Origin of the sequence: Pseudomonas sp. VA159-2 (genome assembly GCF_024126635.1) — a bacterium.
Taxonomy (GTDB): domain Bacteria; phylum Pseudomonadota; class Gammaproteobacteria; order Pseudomonadales; family Pseudomonadaceae; genus Aquipseudomonas; species Aquipseudomonas muyukensis.
The window spans coordinates 40,701-58,336 of the sequence record NZ_JAMYBV010000002.1; the positions used below are offsets into that span (position 1 = coordinate 40,701).

At 62.6% G+C, this 17,636-nt stretch carries 20 protein-coding genes, 1 tRNA gene and 1 pseudogene; 10 read left to right on the plus strand and 12 right to left on the minus strand.

All coding sequences use genetic code 11. The features are described from left to right. Positions 1–147 precede the first annotated feature (147 nt). Positions 148–819, minus strand: coding sequence for a Bax inhibitor-1/YccA family protein (locus NJG22_RS02040; RefSeq protein ID WP_028692373.1), 672 nt, complete (start codon positions 817–819; stop codon positions 148–150). Positions 820–966: 147 nt separating this feature from the next. Here NJG22_RS02040 and NJG22_RS02045 point away from each other — a divergent pair. Beyond that, a tRNA-Ser gene (locus tag NJG22_RS02045) sits at positions 967–1,054 on the plus strand. A gap of 111 nt (positions 1,055–1,165) precedes the next feature. Here the strand turns inward: NJG22_RS02045 and NJG22_RS02050 are convergent. Further along, positions 1,166–1,363: a hypothetical protein gene (locus tag NJG22_RS02050; protein ID WP_253092140.1), complete on the minus strand. Its 198-nt coding sequence runs from the start codon at positions 1,361–1,363 to the stop codon at positions 1,166–1,168. A gap of 209 nt (positions 1,364–1,572) precedes the next feature. Between NJG22_RS02050 and NJG22_RS02055 the strand changes: the two genes are divergently transcribed. Continuing rightward, positions 1,573–1,896 carry a phage holin family protein gene (locus NJG22_RS02055; RefSeq protein ID WP_253092141.1) on the plus strand — a complete coding sequence of 108 codons (324 nt, stop codon included), beginning with the start codon at positions 1,573–1,575 and terminating at the stop codon, positions 1,894–1,896. Between the two features lie 90 nt (positions 1,897–1,986). On the opposite strand, the gene NJG22_RS02060 is transcribed toward NJG22_RS02055, so the two are convergent. Both NJG22_RS02060 and NJG22_RS02065 read right to left on the minus strand, forming a co-directional pair. Beyond that, on the minus strand, positions 1,987–2,997 hold the full coding sequence (locus NJG22_RS02060; protein ID WP_253092143.1) for a hypothetical protein: 1,011 nt from the start codon (positions 2,995–2,997) through the stop codon (positions 1,987–1,989). A 145-nt stretch (positions 2,998–3,142) separates the two neighbouring features. Further along, positions 3,143–3,439, minus strand: a pseudogene (locus NJG22_RS02065) (integrase core domain-containing protein); the annotation flags it as partial. Between the two features lie 241 nt (positions 3,440–3,680). Here NJG22_RS02065 and NJG22_RS02070 point away from each other — a divergent pair. Continuing rightward, the gene (locus NJG22_RS02070) at positions 3,681–4,931 is read left to right on the plus strand and encodes a phospholipase D-like domain-containing protein (RefSeq protein WP_253092145.1); all 1,251 of its coding nucleotides are present in this window, start codon (positions 3,681–3,683) and stop codon (positions 4,929–4,931) included. Between the two features lie 46 nt (positions 4,932–4,977). On the opposite strand, the gene NJG22_RS02075 is transcribed toward NJG22_RS02070, so the two are convergent. Both NJG22_RS02075 and NJG22_RS02080 read right to left on the minus strand, forming a co-directional pair. Further along, on the minus strand, positions 4,978–5,163 hold the full coding sequence (locus NJG22_RS02075) for a hypothetical protein (RefSeq protein ID WP_253092147.1): 186 nt from the start codon (positions 5,161–5,163) through the stop codon (positions 4,978–4,980). A gap of 318 nt (positions 5,164–5,481) precedes the next feature. Continuing rightward, positions 5,482–6,387, minus strand: coding sequence for a LysR substrate-binding domain-containing protein (locus tag NJG22_RS02080; RefSeq protein ID WP_253092149.1), 906 nt, complete (start codon positions 6,385–6,387; stop codon positions 5,482–5,484). Between the two features lie 103 nt (positions 6,388–6,490). Here NJG22_RS02080 and NJG22_RS02085 point away from each other — a divergent pair, with 103 nt between their 5' ends. Both NJG22_RS02085 and NJG22_RS02090 read left to right on the plus strand, forming a co-directional pair. Continuing rightward, entirely contained in the window at positions 6,491–7,195 is a 705-nt protein-coding gene (locus tag NJG22_RS02085; RefSeq protein WP_253092151.1) for an SDR family oxidoreductase, read from the plus strand. Between the two features lie 153 nt (positions 7,196–7,348). Continuing rightward, positions 7,349–7,840: a GNAT family N-acetyltransferase gene (locus tag NJG22_RS02090; protein ID WP_253092153.1), complete on the plus strand. Its 492-nt coding sequence runs from the start codon at positions 7,349–7,351 to the stop codon at positions 7,838–7,840. Here NJG22_RS02090 and NJG22_RS02095 read toward each other — a convergent pair. Further along, complete coding sequence (locus tag NJG22_RS02095; RefSeq protein WP_253092154.1) at positions 7,837–8,418, minus strand: cysteine hydrolase family protein; 582 nt, start codon at positions 8,416–8,418, stop codon at positions 7,837–7,839. The two genes, NJG22_RS02090 and NJG22_RS02095, sit on opposite strands and share 4 nt — an antisense overlap. A 271-nt stretch (positions 8,419–8,689) precedes the next feature. On the opposite strand from NJG22_RS02095, the gene NJG22_RS02100 reads away from it, so the two are divergent. From NJG22_RS02100 to NJG22_RS02110, 3 genes are all read left to right on the plus strand, one after another. Then, positions 8,690–9,115: a DUF6306 domain-containing protein gene (locus NJG22_RS02100; protein ID WP_253092156.1), complete on the plus strand. Its 426-nt coding sequence runs from the start codon at positions 8,690–8,692 to the stop codon at positions 9,113–9,115. Positions 9,116–9,148: 33 nt separating this feature from the next. Then, the gene (gene cfa / locus NJG22_RS02105) at positions 9,149–10,303 is read left to right on the plus strand and encodes a cyclopropane fatty acyl phospholipid synthase (protein ID WP_253092158.1); all 1,155 of its coding nucleotides are present in this window, start codon (positions 9,149–9,151) and stop codon (positions 10,301–10,303) included. 508 nt (positions 10,304–10,811) lie between these two features. Further along, positions 10,812–11,003, plus strand: coding sequence for a hypothetical protein (locus tag NJG22_RS02110; RefSeq protein WP_217847529.1), 192 nt, complete (start codon positions 10,812–10,814; stop codon positions 11,001–11,003). Between the two features lie 129 nt (positions 11,004–11,132). Here NJG22_RS02110 and NJG22_RS02115 read toward each other — a convergent pair whose 3' ends face one another. Then, positions 11,133–12,041: a LysR family transcriptional regulator gene (locus tag NJG22_RS02115; protein WP_253092160.1), complete on the minus strand. Its 909-nt coding sequence runs from the start codon at positions 12,039–12,041 to the stop codon at positions 11,133–11,135. Positions 12,042–12,143: 102 nt separating this feature from the next. Here NJG22_RS02115 and NJG22_RS02120 point away from each other — a divergent pair, with 102 nt between their 5' ends. Then, complete coding sequence (locus NJG22_RS02120; RefSeq protein ID WP_217847531.1) at positions 12,144–12,905, plus strand: TSUP family transporter; 762 nt, start codon at positions 12,144–12,146, stop codon at positions 12,903–12,905. Between the two features lies 1 nt (position 12,906). Here the strand turns inward: NJG22_RS02120 and NJG22_RS02125 are convergent, their stop codons facing one another. From NJG22_RS02125 to NJG22_RS02140, 4 genes are all read right to left on the minus strand, one after another. Continuing rightward, positions 12,907–14,337, minus strand: a complete 1,431-nt coding sequence (locus NJG22_RS02125) for a sensor domain-containing diguanylate cyclase (protein ID WP_253092162.1) — start codon at positions 14,335–14,337, stop codon at positions 12,907–12,909. 114 nt (positions 14,338–14,451) lie between these two features. Continuing rightward, positions 14,452–16,281, minus strand: coding sequence for an SLC13 family permease (locus tag NJG22_RS02130; RefSeq protein ID WP_253092164.1), 1,830 nt, complete (start codon positions 16,279–16,281; stop codon positions 14,452–14,454). A gap of 180 nt (positions 16,282–16,461) precedes the next feature. Further along, positions 16,462–16,845, minus strand: coding sequence for a glycine zipper domain-containing protein (locus NJG22_RS02135; RefSeq protein ID WP_253092166.1), 384 nt, complete (start codon positions 16,843–16,845; stop codon positions 16,462–16,464). 72 nt (positions 16,846–16,917) lie between these two features. Further along, positions 16,918–17,103 (minus strand): hypothetical protein, encoded by a 186-nt coding sequence (locus NJG22_RS02140; protein WP_217847535.1) that lies wholly within the window; start codon positions 17,101–17,103, stop codon positions 16,918–16,920. 182 nt (positions 17,104–17,285) lie between these two features. Between NJG22_RS02140 and NJG22_RS02145 the strand changes: the two genes are divergently transcribed. Beyond that, entirely contained in the window at positions 17,286–17,636 is a 351-nt protein-coding gene (locus tag NJG22_RS02145) for a hypothetical protein (RefSeq protein WP_253092168.1), read from the plus strand.

Genomic DNA, 17,636 nt, shown 5'->3' on the forward strand with positions numbered 1-17,636 from the left:
GGCGACATAATCGCGGATGAAACACTGAATAAGCTGACTTTTAGGTCAATGTTTGCCAGGCTATCGATCGCCAGCCCTAGCGTTTCGAGCAGGCACGAAAAAGCCCGCCGAAGCGGGCTTTTTGTGGGGCAATGGTTACCGATGCGATCAGTCGTCGCGCCCCATGATGCCAAACAGTTGCAGCAGGCTGACGAACAGGTTGTAGATCGACACGTACAGGCTGATGGTGGCCATGATGTAGTTGCGTTCGCCGCCATGGATGATGGCGCTGGTCTGGAACAGGATGCAGACCGACGAGAACAGCACGAAGCCGGCGCTGATCGCCAGTTGCAGGCCGCTGATCTGGAAGAAGAAGCTGGCCACCACGGCACCCAGCAGGACGAAGAAGCCGGCGGTGATGAAACCGCTGAGGAAGCTCATGTCCTTGCGGGTGATCAGCACGTAGGCCGACAGGCCACCGAACACCAGGGCGGTCATGGCGAAGGCCGAGCTGACCACTTCGGCGCCGCCGGCCATGCCCAGGTAGCGGTTGAGGATAGGGCCGAGGATGAAGCCCATGAAGCCGGTGAGGGCGAAGGTGGACACCAGGCCCCAGGCCGAGTCACGCAGCTTGTTGGTGAGGAAGAACAGCCCGTAGAAGCCGATCAGCACCACGAAGATGTTCGGGTAGCCGACGCGCATCTGCTGGGCGACGAAGGCCATGATGCCGCTGAAGGCGAGGGTAAGGGCCAGCAGGCTGTAAGTGTTGCGCAGGACCTTGCTGACCTCCTGCTGCTCGACCTGCTGGCCGTGTTGGACGGCGTAATCCTGTTCGCGCATGGCGCACTCCTTTGGGGTGAGACCGCGGTCCGGGACCTGCGGTATTGGAACATATGGCGCAAAGCATACCAGAGCTGCCGCAACCCGCGACACAGAGAGTTTGACAGCGTGTTTCATTACGGTATGATTGCCGCCGCAAAACCAGCTGGAAGCGTGGCCGAGTGGTTTAAGGCAACGGTCTTGAAAACCGTCGATGGGCAACTATCCTAGAGTTCGAATCTCTACGCTTCCGCCATATTCAAAGCCCTGATTTTTCAGGGCTTTTTGCGTTTTTGGGGCATAGTAAAACTACCCATGGGAACACCCTTGGGAATGGTTTGTTGTGGAAACGCTTCCGAAACTTTCCCTATTTGGTGGGTTTCGCCAGGGCTCCAACTCGGCGATATACCCGCTCTGTGATGTCGCCCTTGGTATGGTCCAGGAGCAGACTGGCGTGGTCGACATCGGTGATTTCCGAAGCTGTTTTCGAGCGAATGTCGCGGAACAGGAATTGGCTGATACGGCCGGCCAGCACCTGGTCACCAGGGGCAATCGCTTCCCTCACGGCTTCCTCCCGGGCATCGTCCCATCGGTGGCGAAGCATCTGCGCCGTAACGCGTTTCCCGTTTTCAGTCAGCAGCAGGTATGGCGAGCTGTGCGCGCTGTCAAGGCGTCGCACTAGTTTTATTGAAAGCGTCTCGCCTCCTAGGGCCTGCCATTTGGTGGGCCTTTTTTATTTTAGCTCCCCGTAACGGGAGGAATAGAGATGTCCATATGCCTGAGAAAGATCCCGGCCTTTGGGCCGCAGTGCTGGCATGGTTGGTCGCGCACCAGCCCCAGCTTTCTACCGGTGGCATTGCCGCTGCCGTTGCCATGTTCAGAGTCATCAATGGCGGTGGCCGAGGACGCAAGGTGCTACTTGAGGGCGCAATCTGTGGCTTGATCGCCGTCAGCTTGCTGCCGGTGTTGGAGTACTTCGCGCTTCCCGCCAATCTTTCAGTCTGCGCTTGCTGTTTGAGCTGGAAGCGGGGAAGAAGTAGAACCCCAGCGCCGCAGCGTAAGAAAAAGCCGCCTGAAAGGCGGCTTTTTCTTGCTTAACCGTTGCTCGAGAATATTCTGTACAGCCCCCAGCCCCTTAGTAAATTGGGATGCGTGGGAAGAACTTCTCATAAAAGCAGCGGTTTTTTGTCACTTGTAAACTCGAGCCACGTAATAAGCGATGGATCCTTTTTGCGAGTTGCATTTGATAGAAAGTTTGATTCCGTTTTTTTCCGCCGTGTAACTGATTGCATCGTGTTTGTCTGTGTTCTCCGCAGCCTGCTTGGCATTGTCATCAAAGCTACAATAGCAATTGTTCCAGCCATCGATACCTGTCAAAGGACAGTCAACTCCGAAGGTGAAGCGCTGACCTTTTAGAGAGTTATGAGCACCTCCGTTATTGAAGGTGAGGGTGAATCCGTACTGGCACCCGACCAGCGCATTATCTCGCTTTTCCGCCGCGATGAATCCAGCGTTGTATCTTACTTGGCCCGAGCCGAAATCCAAGGGGCCTAGTATCGATCGTGTGATCAATGCGGGCTTGCCGTGTACGTTATAGTCCTCTTGGAATTCAAGTGAGTCATCATTGTCGCCTACCTCGTTGATCAAGAGGATGATGCAGTTTGCCGGTTTTTCCATGTAAAAGAGGATCGGCAGAATCAGGGTGAATACCACCAGCGTCGCGATGCTACATACCACAGCCAGGGTGGCTACCTCGACACCGGCCAGCGCCGCCGCCGCTTCGACTGCTCCCATCACCAGCTTGCTTTGGTATGCCGCGATGGCCGTCAGACCAAGGCTTGTGATCCCACCGGCAAACATGGTCGCCACCGCGTCCATGGGGTCATCATCTTCCATTTTTGACAGAGACTGAATGCTTGTCAGCAAGTCGTGCAGCTGCTGTTCGATGGCCCCTCCGGTGGCATTTATGAGGGCATTGTAGGTCGCGGGCTTGAGGGCAAAGGCCGGTTGGGTTTTCCGGTCATCCAGGGAGTCAAGTTTGATGTTCAGCGCGCTAGCCAGTTTGGTCTTGGACTCGAGCTGAAAACGATCCTGAAGTTTTAGTACCTCAGTATGGGATCTGGCCCCTTCGAGAAGCTTTGCGTGCTCAGGAAATACTTCGCTGAACTTGGACTTGAGGTTTTGTAGTGACTCAGACATGAAGAACTCCTTTCTTCCAGACCTGTCTTCTTGATTATGGGTTCGGTGGTACTCTTACCGCACCCAATGTATACCCTAGTCCACTTATTTTTATTCGGAAATTCAGGCGATGAACGGTGTTGCAACATGGCGGTATTTATAGTGGTCAACTCATCCCGGACATGGTTTTGAGTTTTTCTTCAGCTTTCGCCGGAGCCAGTCCATCGTTGAACTGATGAGACCGGATCCAGTTGTAGTGGCTCATCAGGTATTGGCCAATGTCTCGTTGAGCTTGCTGCCCGGTCAGGTAGCCCGTGGTCAGTATCCACTCTGATTTCAAGCTGCGAAAGACTCGCTCCATCGGTGCATTATCCCAGCAGTTGCCTCGGCGGCTCATGCTCTGGCGAATGCGGTAGCGCCACAGTTTCTGGCGGAACTGACGGCTGCCATATTGCGATCCCTGGATGCGCACGCCGCCGACCACCTCCAGGCGTTTGCCCAGTAGATTGGCGCCGCCGTTCTCGATGAATTTGTAGTCGACAGGTGGCGCGACTGAGGGCGTGCTCCAGCGACCGCGTCCCGTATCGGCGCGGCGAGCATGTGTCGCGGTCATCCCTGAGCTGCGAGCCGAGCAGTGTGAGTGAATTGCCGGGTGATGGCAATATGGTATCGTTTGCCTTCATTTCAAGCAGGGATGCCAAGCGTTGAAGTTCACTCGCAATATCGTGCCGCTGTTGAAAGCGCAGCTGCAAGACGACCCGGTCGACCTGAAGATCTTTTCGCCCTACCTGACCGGCGAGGCCGCGCTGGAGATTGCGCGGTTGGGGAAAAGTGCCAAGGTCTACACGCTGGTCAACGTGCCGGTTCTGGCCTCTGGCGCTTCATGCCATGCCACGCTAAAGACGCTCCTAGATAACCAGATTGCGGTCTACGTCCTGCCGGATCTTCATGCCAAGTTGATCGTCGCCCAGGATCGCTTCGTGGCACTGGGCAGCCAGAACCTGACCCGTCGAGGCGCGACGCAGAACCTTGAAGCCAGTGTCCGTTTGCGTGGTGTCAGCGTGGGGATCCAGGCGCTGGTGGCGAAGATGGAGAAAAAGGCGACCTTGCTGACGCCTGAGTTTCTGCACGACGTCCACGAAGCTGCCCAGGCATTGTCGGGCGAATATAAAAAACTGCTTGAGAAGGCAGAGCGCGCCCAGCGCACGCTTATCGCCGCAGACGAGGCGCGGCGGGCGGTGCTACGTAGCGTGAGCGGCATCGATGCCGAAGTGCGTTCGAAATTGGCTGACCGACCGCAGTCGAACCCCAGGGAATGCGAGATCAAGCAGGACAAGCGGGGGCAATATCTGCTGGACGGCAAGAAACTGCTGACCTGGAAGATCGGTGGCAAAACCTATGATTTGGAACCCCAGCATCGCTACCTGTGCGTCTCGCTTGCCGGCAAGCTTGGCTGGGTCAGGGTCAACGAGACCCGGTATTCGTTCATCGAGAGCCAAGTCGACACTGGCCAAGGGGAAATCAAAGGGCAGGCCACGTGGCAAATGTCCATCGACGCGAGTGACAAGGCCTGCGCCGCCAGGAAAGGCGACCATAACCTGCGGGTGACGGTGCTCAATCGCCAGAGCCAGGAACTCTGCGATGTCTTCATGCGCTACAACACCAAGGATATGGAGATCTACCCTGCGGTCTTGCTGCGCAAAACGGGCAAGCCCAGGGCCTGCGCCGAGGAGCGGCGCAAGGCGGTCGCTTGGATCAACGACAATGCCGAGCGCTTCAAACGGGATGTCAAGCGGGCCATCACCTCGCCATTCAAGTTCGAGAAGAACCTGACAGGTGAACGGGCTGATACGTTTTTTGGCCCTGAAGGGACATCCCACACACTGTGCCTGGTGAAGCTGCGTACTTATGTAGCGCTTCAGGTGCTTGAATCTACCGGCATGCCCTTGGGATAGCGTCAGGTAATTTCTCGGGGCGCTGGGCGGGGGGACGGGAAAGCTGTTACTGCAATGTCTGCGGTTTGAAGTCCTTTGATGCCTTCTTCAATCCCTGCTCCATCATTGCGATGAGTTTGGCCAGTACCTGGGCTTGCTGCTCGTCGCCGGCTGCTTCTGTCTGCGCGAGCGCCCGGCGCAAGTTCAGGAGGTTCTTTTGCAACCCGAGTGCGGCGCTATCATAGTTTTCCATGTCGTTCTCGCCTCTATTGGCGTCCGTGCCGTGGTAGGAATGACGCGACGGTATCAGGTCAATCCGCTGCCAAATACTGATTATTCATACATCTATCCCCAAAGTGCGGTAAGCGACCCACAGCAATATCGGACGGTTCCTACAAAGATCCCGGCTTGAATGTTACGACCTGCTTCGACCCAGCCAGCGCAAGGCCTTGAGGGTCAAGGCCTGGAGCACCAATGAGTGACTCAGGCCCACCCGTGCATCTACGCTCAACCTGGGGCAGTGCTTGAAACGTTAAGTAGCAAATGACTTGCAGCGCCTGTTCTGCGCGCCTCACCCCATCGCCTGCTGCCGTAACCAAAGCACCACCTGTTCGACAGGCGACCCTGGTGCAGGTGCGTGTTCTGCCAGCAGATGAAAGCTCGCCTTGCCGGGCAATTCATGGCCATCGAGTGCCAACACCAAGGTGCCGGCTTGCAGCGCATGTTCCACCAACGGGCGGGGCACCAGGGCGATGCCCATGCCGCGCTCGGCGGCTTCGATGGCCAGTATGGTCTGGCTGAACACCGGGCCGCTCACACGGGTGCCGGGCAGGCCGTGGTGGTCGAACCAGCGCTGCCAGTTGTTATGGCTGTCGGAAATCAACGGCTGGCCGGCCAGTTGCGCCGGCTGTCGCCAAGGCTGCCCGGCGCGCAGGGCCGCCGTGCATACCGGCACCACCACGCCCGGCAGCAGGGGCAGGGCGTAGCCTGCCTCGAACGGCGCGCTGCCCCAGCGCACGGCAAGGTCGACGGCGTGCTTGCCGCTCAGCGGGCGGGTGCTGTCGGAGGCATCGATCATCAGGGCGATCTGTGGATGGGCCTGGGCCAATTGCTCGAGGCGGGGAATCAACCAACGGCTGGCGAAGGCCGGTGTGGTGCTGAGCAGAATCTGCTGCGGGTCGTGCCTAGTGTCGCGCTCCAGCAGTTCGCGGGTCGCATCCTCGATGATATCCAGCGCCAGGCGCACGCGCGCGAGGTAGTCGGCGCCGTCAGGGTTGGGCCGCAGGCCCCGTGGCAGGCGCTCGAACAGGGGGCGCCCAAGCTTGTCTTCGAGGGTGCGGACCTGCTGGGCCACGGCGCCGGGGGTGACGTGCAGTTCCTCGGCGGCCGCGCGAAAGCTGCCCAGCCGGGCGGCGGCCTCGAAGGCCACCAGGTGGTTGACGATAGCGGGGGCGGTGCGTCGCTTGGGGGCGCTCATCCGGTAGTTTTCCTGCAGGCTAATGGCAGTATTTGTGATTGGTGCGGGGTGATGGATTCTGGCTTCATGGGGGCACTTGTTCAACGTTTGGAAGGAGCAGCGCATGACTTCGCAAAAAGTGGCAATCATCACCGCAGGTGGCAGTGGCATGGGCGCCGAAGCTGCCCGGCGGTTGGCGGCGGATGGCTTCAAGGTGGCGGTTTTGTCGTCGTCGGGCAAGGGCGAGGCGCTGGCTGCCGAGCTGGGTGGGCTCGGTGTCACCGGCTCCAATCAGTCGGTAGAAGACTTGCAGCGTCTGGTGGATACCGTGATGCAGCGCTGGGGGCGGGTGGATGTGCTGGTCAATAGCGCAGGGCATGGCCCGCGCGCGCCGATCCTCGACCTCAGCGACGACGACTGGCATCGCGGCATGGAGGTTTACTTCCTCAATGTGGTGCGTCCAACGCGGCTGGTGACGCCGATCATGCAACAGCAGAAAAGCGGCGTGATCATCAATATATCGACCTTCGCCGCCTTCGAGCCGGATCCGGCCTTCCCGACCTCGGGGGTGTTCCGTGCCGGGTTGGCGGCGTTCACCAAGCTGTTCGCCGATCGCTACGCCGCCGAGAACATCCGTATGAACAACGTGCTGCCGGGCTTTATCGACAGCCTGCCGGAGAAAGACGAGTTGCGTAGCCGAATTCCCATGGCGCGCTACGGCAAGGCCGAAGAAATCGCGGCCACGGTCAGCTTCCTGGCCTCCGAGGGCGCCGGCTACATCACCGGCCAGAACCTGCGGGTCGATGGCGGGATCACCCGCTCGGTCTGAGTCGCCAGGGTATGTATGCCCTGCCGCCTAGGCGCCGGCCAAGCCGCTGTTCGCCGGCAAGCCGGCCTTGTGTGAATGAGTCGACACGCATACAGCGAGGGGCGACTTCCGTTAGCATGTCGCCCCTTGTTCACCTGATGCGGATGTACCCCCATGAGTTCCCTGATGTTCCGCCAGGCCACGCCTGACGACGTGGACCGTTGCTTTGCCATCGAAACCTGCGCCTACGAAGGTGACGAGGCCGCCACCCGGGAGAAGATCGCCACGCGTATCGGCCAATACCCGCAAGGTTTCCTGATCCTGCAGGCCGAGGGCCAGGTGATCGGCTTCATCAACAGTGGCTGCGCCCATGAAGTGGTGATGTCGGACGAAGCCTTCAAGGAACTGGTCGGGCATGACCCACTGGCGCCGAACGTGGTGATCATGTCGGTAGTGCTGGACCCGGCCTATCAGGGCCAGGGCCATGCCAGCCGACTGATGGCGCGCTTCGTCGAGCAGATGCGCGCGGCGGGCAAGGCGACCATCCATCTGATGTGCAAGGACAGGCACGTCGGCTTGTACGAGAAGATGGGCTACGCCTATGTACGCCCGTCGGCCTCCGAGCATGGCGGCATGGCCTGGCATGAGATGGTCATGACGCTTTAACCGCGCAGGTTATAGGGGCCAAGCCCCGCCAGTACCTCGGCGCTATCGAGGATGCGCGCGTAGTCCATGGCCAGGTTGCTCAGGGCCAGCGCATGAACGTCCTGCGCCGGCCATAAGCGCCCTTGCAGGTCGCGTTGGTCGAAGGTGTAGCAGGCGTCCGCCACCACCACCGTGTCGAACCCCAGGTTGCCCGCCGAGCGCGCGGTCGACTCCACCGAGTTGTTGGTGATCACCCCGACGATCACCAGTTGGCGGATCGCCCGCTGATGCAGCCAGTGCGCAAGGCCGCTGTCGCACAAGGCATCGGGCACATGCTTTTCGAACAGCGCTTCGCTGGCCAGCGGTGTGAAGGCGCGCTGGAACTGGCAACCGGATTGGCCGGGCCAGAACACCGACTGGGGATCACGGGACATGTGCCGCACATGGATCACCGGGCGCTCGCTGTGGCGCCAGGCCGCGAGCAGTTCGCCCATGCGCAGTTCCGCCTCGGGGTTGTTGCGCGGCCCCAGGCGGGGGTGGTTGATGCCGTTTTGCATGTCGATGATCAGCAGGGCGGCGTTGCTGGCAAAAGCAGTCATGTCTGGCGGTTCTCCCCGGGGCTTGCAACGGACCCTAGCACAGTGCCGGATACTTCAAAAAAATTGAATTTAAAAGGCTGCAACAGGCTTGGCTGTTGGGCCTGGCAAGTTCGCAGCGCGTGGATGTTGGTGGGCTATCGGGCTGCCGTACACCTGGGTATCTATTCATTTTTTTGCATTCAATGCCCATTTAATTTCAATTATTTTCATTGTGCCAGCGCTCTAAGCTCCTGCTGTCGCCGCGCCGTAGAGCGGCTTCAGGAGCCTTTCGATGTTGCCTGATACGCCTGTCACCTCGTCCACCTTCATCCCTTCCCATGACCTGATCGACTGGTTGCGCATGCTGCTGCGCGCCGAGCGCGCCGGTGCTCGGCTGATGCTCGACAGCGCCGGCCAGACCGACGACCCCCGGCTGCTTCGACGTTTCGCCCAGCTGCACCATGGCGAGGCGGAAAGTTGTCGGCGCCTGCGCCACTGTCTCGAGCGCCTTGGCGTCGAACCGGGGCAGGGCATGGGTGAATTCCATGCCAAGGCCATGGCCATCCCCGACCTGGAAGCACGCATGCAGTTCATCGCCCGCGGCCAGCGCTGGGTCGCCCGTCAGGTCCAGGAGCGCTTGCCCGTGCTGGAGCCTGCCTGGCTGCGCGATGAATTGGCCGTGGTGCTGCAGCTGCATCAGGCCAGCCCTGACGCCTGACCCGCCTGCCCCTATAAGAATCAAGGATCCCTTATGCCTTCCGAGCTTTCTTCCGAGCTGCCGCTGGCCGCGCCGGCTGATCGTAGTTCCCGTTTCGCCCGTTCCCTGCTGGCCCAGGCCGGCCTGGATTTCAACGGCGAGCACCCCTGGGACATGCAACTGCACAGCGATGATGTACCCCGGCGCGCCTTGGCCCAGGGCAACCTGGGGTTGGGCGAGGCGTACATGGACGGTGACTGGGAGTGCGAGCAACTGGATGCGTTCTTCGCCCGCCTGCTGCGCGCCGGGGTGGTCGACCAGGTCAGCCCGCTGGCGCTGCTGCGCCATGCCCTGCAGGCGCGCCTGCTCAACCGCCAGACCGCCCGGCGCGCCTGGACCGTGGGTGAGCAGCACTACGACCTGGGCAACGACTTCTACGCCGCCATGCTCGATCCACGCATGGCCTACACCTGTGGCTACTGGAAAGACGCCGACACCCTGGCCCAGGCCCAGGAGGACAAGCTCGACCTGATCTGCCGCAAGCTCGACCTGCGCCCCGGCATGCGCGTGCTCGACATCGGCTGTGGCTGGGGCAGCTTCATGGGCTTTGCCGCCGAGCGCTACGGCGTCGAATGCGTCGGCGTGACCATCTCCCGCGAGCAGTGCCAGTGGGCGGAGCAGCGCTACAAGGGCTTGCCGCTGACGTTTCGCCTGCAGGATTACCGCGAGCTCGACGAGCGCTTCGAGCGCATCGTCAGTGTCGGCATGTTCGAGCATGTCGGGCGCAAGAACCACCGCACCTTCATGGAAGTGGCGGCGCGCTGCCTGGACGACGATGGGCTGATGCTGCTGCACACCATTGGCAAGAACCGTCGGCGCGATGTGCCAGATCGCTGGATCGACAAGTACATTTTTCCCAATGGTGACTTGCCTTCCATTGGCCAGATCGGCGATGCCGCCGATGGCCTGCTGGTGGTCGAGGACCTACACAATTTCGGCGCCGACTATGACCGCACGCTGATGGCCTGGCATGACAACTTCGAGCGCCATTGGCAATATTTCGCCGCCGAGCTGGGGGATCGCTTTCGGCGCATGTGGCGTTATTACCTGCTGTCGTGCGCGGGGGCGTTTCGCGCCCGGGATATCCAGTTGTGGCAGTGGGTATTGTCGCGGCGCGGGGTGGTGGGCGGTTACCAGCGGGTGAGTTGAGCGGTGAGCGCCTTGTGGGGCAAAACTTGTTCCTGCACCGGAGCGTGAAACAGTGCTTGTCGTTCATCTGATACGCTTTTTTTACAATAATCTGAATCTGTAACCGTATCAGCCAGGCGCAGACAATAGTGCCAGGCCCAGCCTTCCACACCGGTGTGCGCTGGGCCGGTTGCGCCGCCTATGCCCGCAGCCGTTCCGTCATCACACTGTAGAGGTTCCGATGGGCAAGCTCGCGCTGTTTCTGGGTGGTTTTCTGCTGCTGACAATCATGATCGGCCTGCTGGGGACCATTCCGCCAAGCTGAACCGCCTTTTTTCCTGCTTCAGCCCGTCTGGCCTCAAGGCGGGCTCGACCCTCTCCCTGCGCCCTCGGCGCGCCTCTGCCGCGCTCGTCTAGACAAGCGGTATCTGCAAGTCGTTCTCAAGTCCAAGGCGCTCGTGTAATCTGCCGCCCCCGTTTAGGGCCCGCAGACACGGGCCGATCACCTGCCTTGGAGTTGATGCACACTATGGAATGCAAGAAAGGCACTGCAGCGATGCTGGAGTGGCGCGGTCGTTTTCTCGGCGAGGGTATTCTCCACGAAGAGGACTATGACCAGGCATTGCGCCGTGCCGAAGCGTTGGAGCGTTCCGGGGTGATCAGCGCAAGCGAATGGATCGAGCTGGTGAAGCTGGCCAATGCGGCGTTGCTGCGCTTGTAAAAAGTCCTGCAAGGCTTGCAGAAACTGTCCACAAAAAACGTGGGTAGGTCTGTGGATAAAGCGCTGGAGGCCATATTTATCAAGGCCTCTGTCAGATTGAGCAGAAAGTGAGCAGGCCTGTGCCGGCCTTCAGCCTGAGTGCGGACGGGCCTCGCGCAGGGCCTGCAGCAGCTCGCGCACCCGTGCCGGCACATCGCCTGCTGGGTACACGGCATGCATCTGCGGATCCTGGCCGGTACTGGAGGTCAGGTGGTAGTCGGGGCATACCCGCACCAGGCGTCCGGCGCGTACTTCGGGCTCTCCTAGCCAGTCTGCCAGGCGAGCGATCCCGGCGCCGGCCAGGGTGGCTTGCAGCACGGCCACGCCCGAGCCCAGGCGTAGGCGCGGTTGCGGACGCAGGCTGACGATGCGTTGCGCGCGGCAGAAATGCCAGGCCTTGAGGATGCGCGGGGCGGTGTGCAGGATCAGCGCATGCTGCTCCAGTTCGTCCAGGCCCTGGGGCGTGCCGGCGTGGTCGAGGTACTGCGGGCTGGCATACAAGTGCCGGCGATAGCGCCACAGCGGATAGCCAATCAGTTCGCTGGACTGCGGAAACGCCCCCCGGATGACGAAGTCGAACTTGCCCTGCAAGGGGTCCAGGGTCTGGTCGCTAAACTGCGCGTCGAGGGTTACCTGCGGGTGGCGTCGGGAAAATTCCGCGAGCACCGCGGGCAGTACCTGCTGGGCCAGCACCTCGGGGGCCGCCAGGCGGATCCAGCCTTGCGCGCTGCCGGTCAGCGCGGCCAGCTCGTCGGCGGCGTCCCGTTGCACATCCAGCAAGCGCTCGGCATGGGGCAGCAGGCGCTCCCCGGCTTCGGTCAGGGTCACGGCGCTGGCATTGCGGTTGAACAGCTTGGCCCCGCTGTTATCTTCCAGTGCCTGCACCGCGCGCGTCACCGCGCTGGGCGAGCGGCCCAGGGCGCGGGCTGCGCTGACGAAGCTGCGCTTGTGCGCAACGCTGACGAAGGCTTGTATTTCACGCAGCATGTCCAGGGCCATGGTGGCCAATCCTCATTGCAGTTTTCGCAACATGGTATTTCAACACAAGCGCGCGGCTTTGATTAGTCTGGCGGCCTGTTTGCTGCCGCCTGGACGTTCGAGATGATGGATATAGCCCTGCTTTCGCTGTTCGCCTTCGCCGCTGGCCTGATCGACGCTGCCGTGGGTGGCGGCGGGCTGATTCAGATTCCCGCGTTGTTCAACGTGCTGCCCACGGCGCAGCCGGCCTCCCTGCTGGGCAGCAACAAGCTGGCCTCGGTATGCGGCACGGCATTCGCCGCGCGTTCGTTCATCCGCAAGGTCAAGCTGGACTGGGGGCTGATCGTGCCGGCGGCGCTCAGTGCCTTCGTCATGTCGTTCTTCGGCGCGGCCACGGTCTCGCTGGTGCCGGCCAGCGTGATGCGGCCGATGGTGCTGGTGCTGATCGTGCTGATGGCGATCTATACCTTCTGCAAGAAGGACTTCGGCACCTTGCACACGCCGACCGCGATCGGCCGCAAGGAGCAATGCCTGGCCGTGCTGATCGGTGGCGCCATCGGCTTCTACGACGGCTTGTTCGGGCCGGGCACCGGCAGCTTCCTGATCTTCCTGTTCATCCGCTTCTTCGCCCTGGACTTCCTGCACGCCTCGGCGTCGGCGAAGCTGGTCAACATCGCCACCAACCTGGCCGCGCTGGTGTTTTTCATTCCGACTGGCAACGTGCTCTGGGCCATTGCCCTGCCGATGGCGTTGTTCAATATCCTCGGCGCCTTGACCGGCACCTGGCTGGCGGTGCGCAAGGGTGCAGGGTTCGTGCGGGGGTTGTTCCTGATCCTGCTGTGCGTGCTGATCGCCAAGCTCAGCTGGGACTTGCTGGCCGGCTGAGTCAGACCACCTGGCGCTGCGCCTCGGCCTGCTCGATGCGGTTGCGGCCCTGGGCCTTGGCCCGGTACAGCGCCTGGTCGGCGCTGGCCAGCAGCAGGTCGAGGCTGGGCGCCGGGGCGTTGGCGGCGCAGCCGGCCAGGCCGATGCTGACGGTGATCGGCAGGTGCTGTTCGGCATGGGTCGCGTGCAGGTCCTGAATCGCCCGGCGCAGGCGCTCGGCGGTGAACTTGGCCTGCTCTGGCGCCAGGCCTGGGACGACGATGACGAACTCCTCGCCCCCCAGGCGGGCGAACAACTCGCCTTCATGCAGGTGGTCCTGCAAGGTGTTGGCGAACTGGCGCAGCACCTGGTCGCCCACGGCATGGCCATGGCGGTCGTTGATGGCCTTGAAGTGGTCGATATCGAGCATCATCAGGGTCAGCGGCATGCCTGGGGTGTGCTGCTGGCGGTCGTCGAGCAGCGCATTGGCGCGGCGGGTGAAGGCACTGCGGCTAAGGGCGCCGGTCAGGTGGTCGATGGTCGCCTGGTGCGCCAGGCGCGCCATCAGGCTGCGGTTGGCGCTGCTCACGCAGGCCAGCACCAGCGGCCCGAGTACCAGCATGGCGATGCCCAGGCGCGCCGACATCAGCGTGGTAACCCCGGGCTCGCTCTGCGGCACGCTGAAATGCATGAGGTTCTGCGCCACGGCGACGATCAAGGTGCTGCCGGCGGTGAGTGTCAGCAGCGAAACCAGAAACGCCGAGTAGCTCAGCGCGCACCAGAGCAATGCGGCAATCGGAAAGGCGATGGCGCCGGGCCCGCCAAAGACGATGCTCAGCGACAATGAACCGAGCAGCACCAGCAGCGGTGCCAGGCGAATCGGCTGGCTGTTGCTGCCGCTGCGGGTCAGGGTGCGGGGCGAGGGCGCGGTGAGCAGCACCGGCAGCACCAGCACGCTGGTGGAGAATTGCTCGCTGAACCAGGCAAGCCAGGTGGCGCGCAAGGATTGTTCGAACCAGGGCGTGGCCATGACGCAGGCCAGGGTCGCGGCGACCATGGCGCCGGCGGCGCAGGCGCCGAACAGGCACAGGGTGCCGTGGGGCGTGCGCAGGCGGCGGTGCAGGCGTGGCAGGCGCGCCATCAGGTACCAGATGGTGGCAATGGCGCCGAGGTTGCACAGGTTGAACCACAAGGCCGGCTGCCAGGCGCTGCCGCAGGCCAGGTCGGCCAGGACCATGGCCAGGTATACCAGGGCGAAACCGACGGGGCTGGCCTGGCGCGGGTTGCGCAGCAGCACGCCGGCCAGTACCGCGTTGACCGGCCAGAACAGCGAAAGCGATTCGATTGGCCGGGCGAGAATGCCGGCCAGGGTCAGGCCCAGGGTCAAGCCAAACAGAATCAGCGGAGGCAACAGGCGCGACGGGACTGAGGACACCATAGGCTCGACCGGCAAGCGAAGACAGAATCCAGGAATTCGTTTGTAGGCACCTGGGATATGTTGCGTCAGTGTGTTTCAAGTCGGCAATTGATGTCAATTCGCCGCGAACGGCGAAGATTTGGCGCCGGTTTACAGCCCAAACACCCAGGGCACCATCAGCACCGTGACCACCATCACCAGCACGGTGAAGGGCACGCCGACCTTGACGAAGTCGGCGAAGCGGTACTGCCCCGGCCCCAGCACCAAGGTGTTCACCGGCGAGGACACCGGCGTCATGAACGCCGCCGAAGCCGCCAGGGCCACGGTCATGGCGAACGGGTAGGGCGACATGCCCAACTGTTGCGCGGTGCTCACCGCCACCGGTGCCATCAGCACGGCGGTGGCGGTGTTGGAGATGAACAGGCCGATCACCGCGGTGACGGCAAACAGGCAGGCGAGGATCACCCCGGAGCCGGCGCCGCCGAGCAGGCCGACCAGCGCGCCGACCGCCAGGTCGATGCCGCCGGTTTTTTGCAGGGCCAGGGCGAAGGGCAGCATGCCGACGATCAGCACCAGGCTTTGCCAGTGGATGGCGCGGTAGGCGCTGTTCATGTCGATGCAGCGCCCGGCGCCCATCAGCAGGCAACCGATCAGCGCGGCGATGACGTTGGGTACCAGGCCGCTGACCATCAAGCCGACCATCACCGCCAGGCTCAGCAGCGCGAACGGCGCGCGGCTGCGCGCCGGGGCCACCTGGTCGATCTCCGCCGGCAGGCTCAACACCAGGAAATCGCGCGGTTTGCCTTGCAGTTGCCGCACCGCCTTCCACGGGCCGACCACCAGCAAGGTGTCGCCCAGGCGCAGTTTCTCTTCCACCAAGGGGCCCTCGATGGCCTCCTGGTCGCGGCGCAGGCCGACCACGTTGAGGTCGTAGCGGGTGCGGAAGGCCAGCTCCAGGATGCTTCTGCCGATCAACTGCGAGCCTGGCGGCAGGGATATCTCGGCCATGCCCAGTTCCTGGGACTGGTCGATGAAATAGGCCGCCTTGAAGTGCAGGGGCTCGAGCAGCATGGCCTGGCACAGGCTGCGCAGGTCGTCGCGGTTGGCGAACAGGTCGAGCAACAGCACGTCGCCTTGTTGCAGCAAGGTGCCGGAATCGGCGGCGATCACCCGGGTGGTGAACTTGTGCTGGCGCTCGATGCCGATCACGTTGGCGCCATGGCGGGTGCGCAGTTCCAGTTCGCCCAGGGTATGGCCGATCAAGGGTGAATGCGGGCGGATGCGCAGGCGCCGTTCGCGGCCATTGAGCTTGTAGTCCAGGACCAGGTCGAGCAAGGTGCGCCGGCTTTCCACCCGGCCGTCCTTGCGCACCTCGCCGTTGAGCCAGTGGCGGGTCAGCAGCATGTAGCCGATGCCAAGCACCAGCACCACCAGGCCGAAGGGGGTGAAGCTGAAGAAGCCGAAGCCGGCCTCGCCGTGGCGCACCAGTTCGCTGTGCACCACCACGTTCGGCGGCGTGGCCACCAGGCTGAGCATGCCGCTGATCAGGCCGGCGAAGCTCAGCGGCATCATCAGCCGGCTGGGCGACAGTTGCAGGCGCGCGGCGATGCTCAGCACCACCGGGATGAAGATCGCCACTACGCCGGTGGAACTCATCACCGAACCAAGGCCGGCCACCGCGACCATCAGCAGCACCAGCAGGCGCGCCTCGCTGTTGCCGGCGCGCTCGCTCATCCACTCGCCGATGCGGTAGGCGATACCGGTGCGCACCAACCCTTCGCCGATCACGAACAGCGCGGCGATCAGCACCACGTTGGGGTCGCTGAAACCGGCCAGGGCCTGTTCCACCGTGAGGATGCCCACCAGCGGCAGGGCGAGAATCACCAGCAAGGCGACCACATCCATGCGCGGACGGTTGATGATGAACAGGCAGACGACAACGGCCAGCAGGCCGAGGACCCAGAGCAGCTCATGGTTCATGGGGAGGGGATGTTCCTTCACACGGGGCACGTAAGGTTATGGCCCAAGTGTGGCAGCTTGACGCGAATGCGTCGTTGACGTGCTGCAGTGTTTTGCCCGCTGATTGCAGGTGGGGCTGGCGAAGCTGGCTGGGCGTTACGGCTGCGCCGGTGTTCGCCGGCACGGCCGTAACGCTGAGGGTCAGTGACGGTGACGCTTGTGCTTGCGGTTGTTGTCGCCCATGTGGTTGCCGATCGCGCCGCCGGCCGCGCCGCCCAGGCCGGCACCGATGGTCGAGCCGTTGGCGCCGCCGAGCTTGCCGCCGATCAGCGAGCCGCCCGCCGAACCCAGGCCGCCACCAATGGCTGCCTCGGTACGGTTGCCCTTGCGTGCGCCGACCGCGCTACCGGCCGCGCCACCCAGGCCGGCGCCGATGGCCGCGCCGGTGCTGCCGCCGATCTGTTTGCCGACGACGTTGCCCAGGGCGCCGCCCAGGCCGCCACCGATGGCAGCGGTGCCGTCACCGGCGAAGGCGCCCTGGCACAGCAGCAGGCCGAGGGCGAGGGAAGGCAGAGTCAGACGCATGTTCAGGAACCTCAGGGGAATCATCAGGGTAGGGTGCCGCAAGAGGGCGGCCGGTCAGGGGGTAAAGACGCTTCAGCGCCAGTAACGGTCACGGTATTGACGGTTGTCGTCATCGTCGCCACGGTCGTGGCGATGGTGATGACGGTGGCCGCGGTCACGGTCGCGCCAGCCATCGTCGTCATCGTGGTAGTGGTGGCTATAGCAGCCGCCGAGCAGCAGCACGGCAGCGATCAGCGAAAGGCTTGCAAGGCGCTTCATCAGGTTATAGGTCCTTGATCCGCAAAGGTTTACGGGGTAACTGATAGGACCGGATTCGATCGATTTGGTTCTCTGGCACGGCAAAAATTGCCGCGCCGCTGATGAGTGGTCGCTGCTGCAAAATGCCGCGCGCAGCCTGGGCGGCAGTGCTAGAGTCGCTTTCTTTTTTTCGAGGATCGAACATGCGAGCGATTTTGCCGATGACTGCGACGCTGTTGCTGCTGGGCTGTGCCTCGTCGACCATGGATGCGGCGCGCAATGGGGCGCCAAGCGCACAGCTGGATTCGCACAAGACGCCCGATGTGGTCGCCCAGTGCATCCAGTTCAGCTGGCAGGAGGAGAAAACCTTTGGCGTGGACGCCAGCGGTTATCTGCAGGCGCGCAAGCAGGGCGGCTTCACCGTGTACACCCGGGAGGCGGAGTCGTTCGTCGATGTCTACGCCCAGGCGGGCGGCACGCGGGTGGACTACTACGCGCAGAAAAATGACGGCGTGGCGTTGCAGCGCCGGGCAGCGGCGGCTACCTGCCTGTAG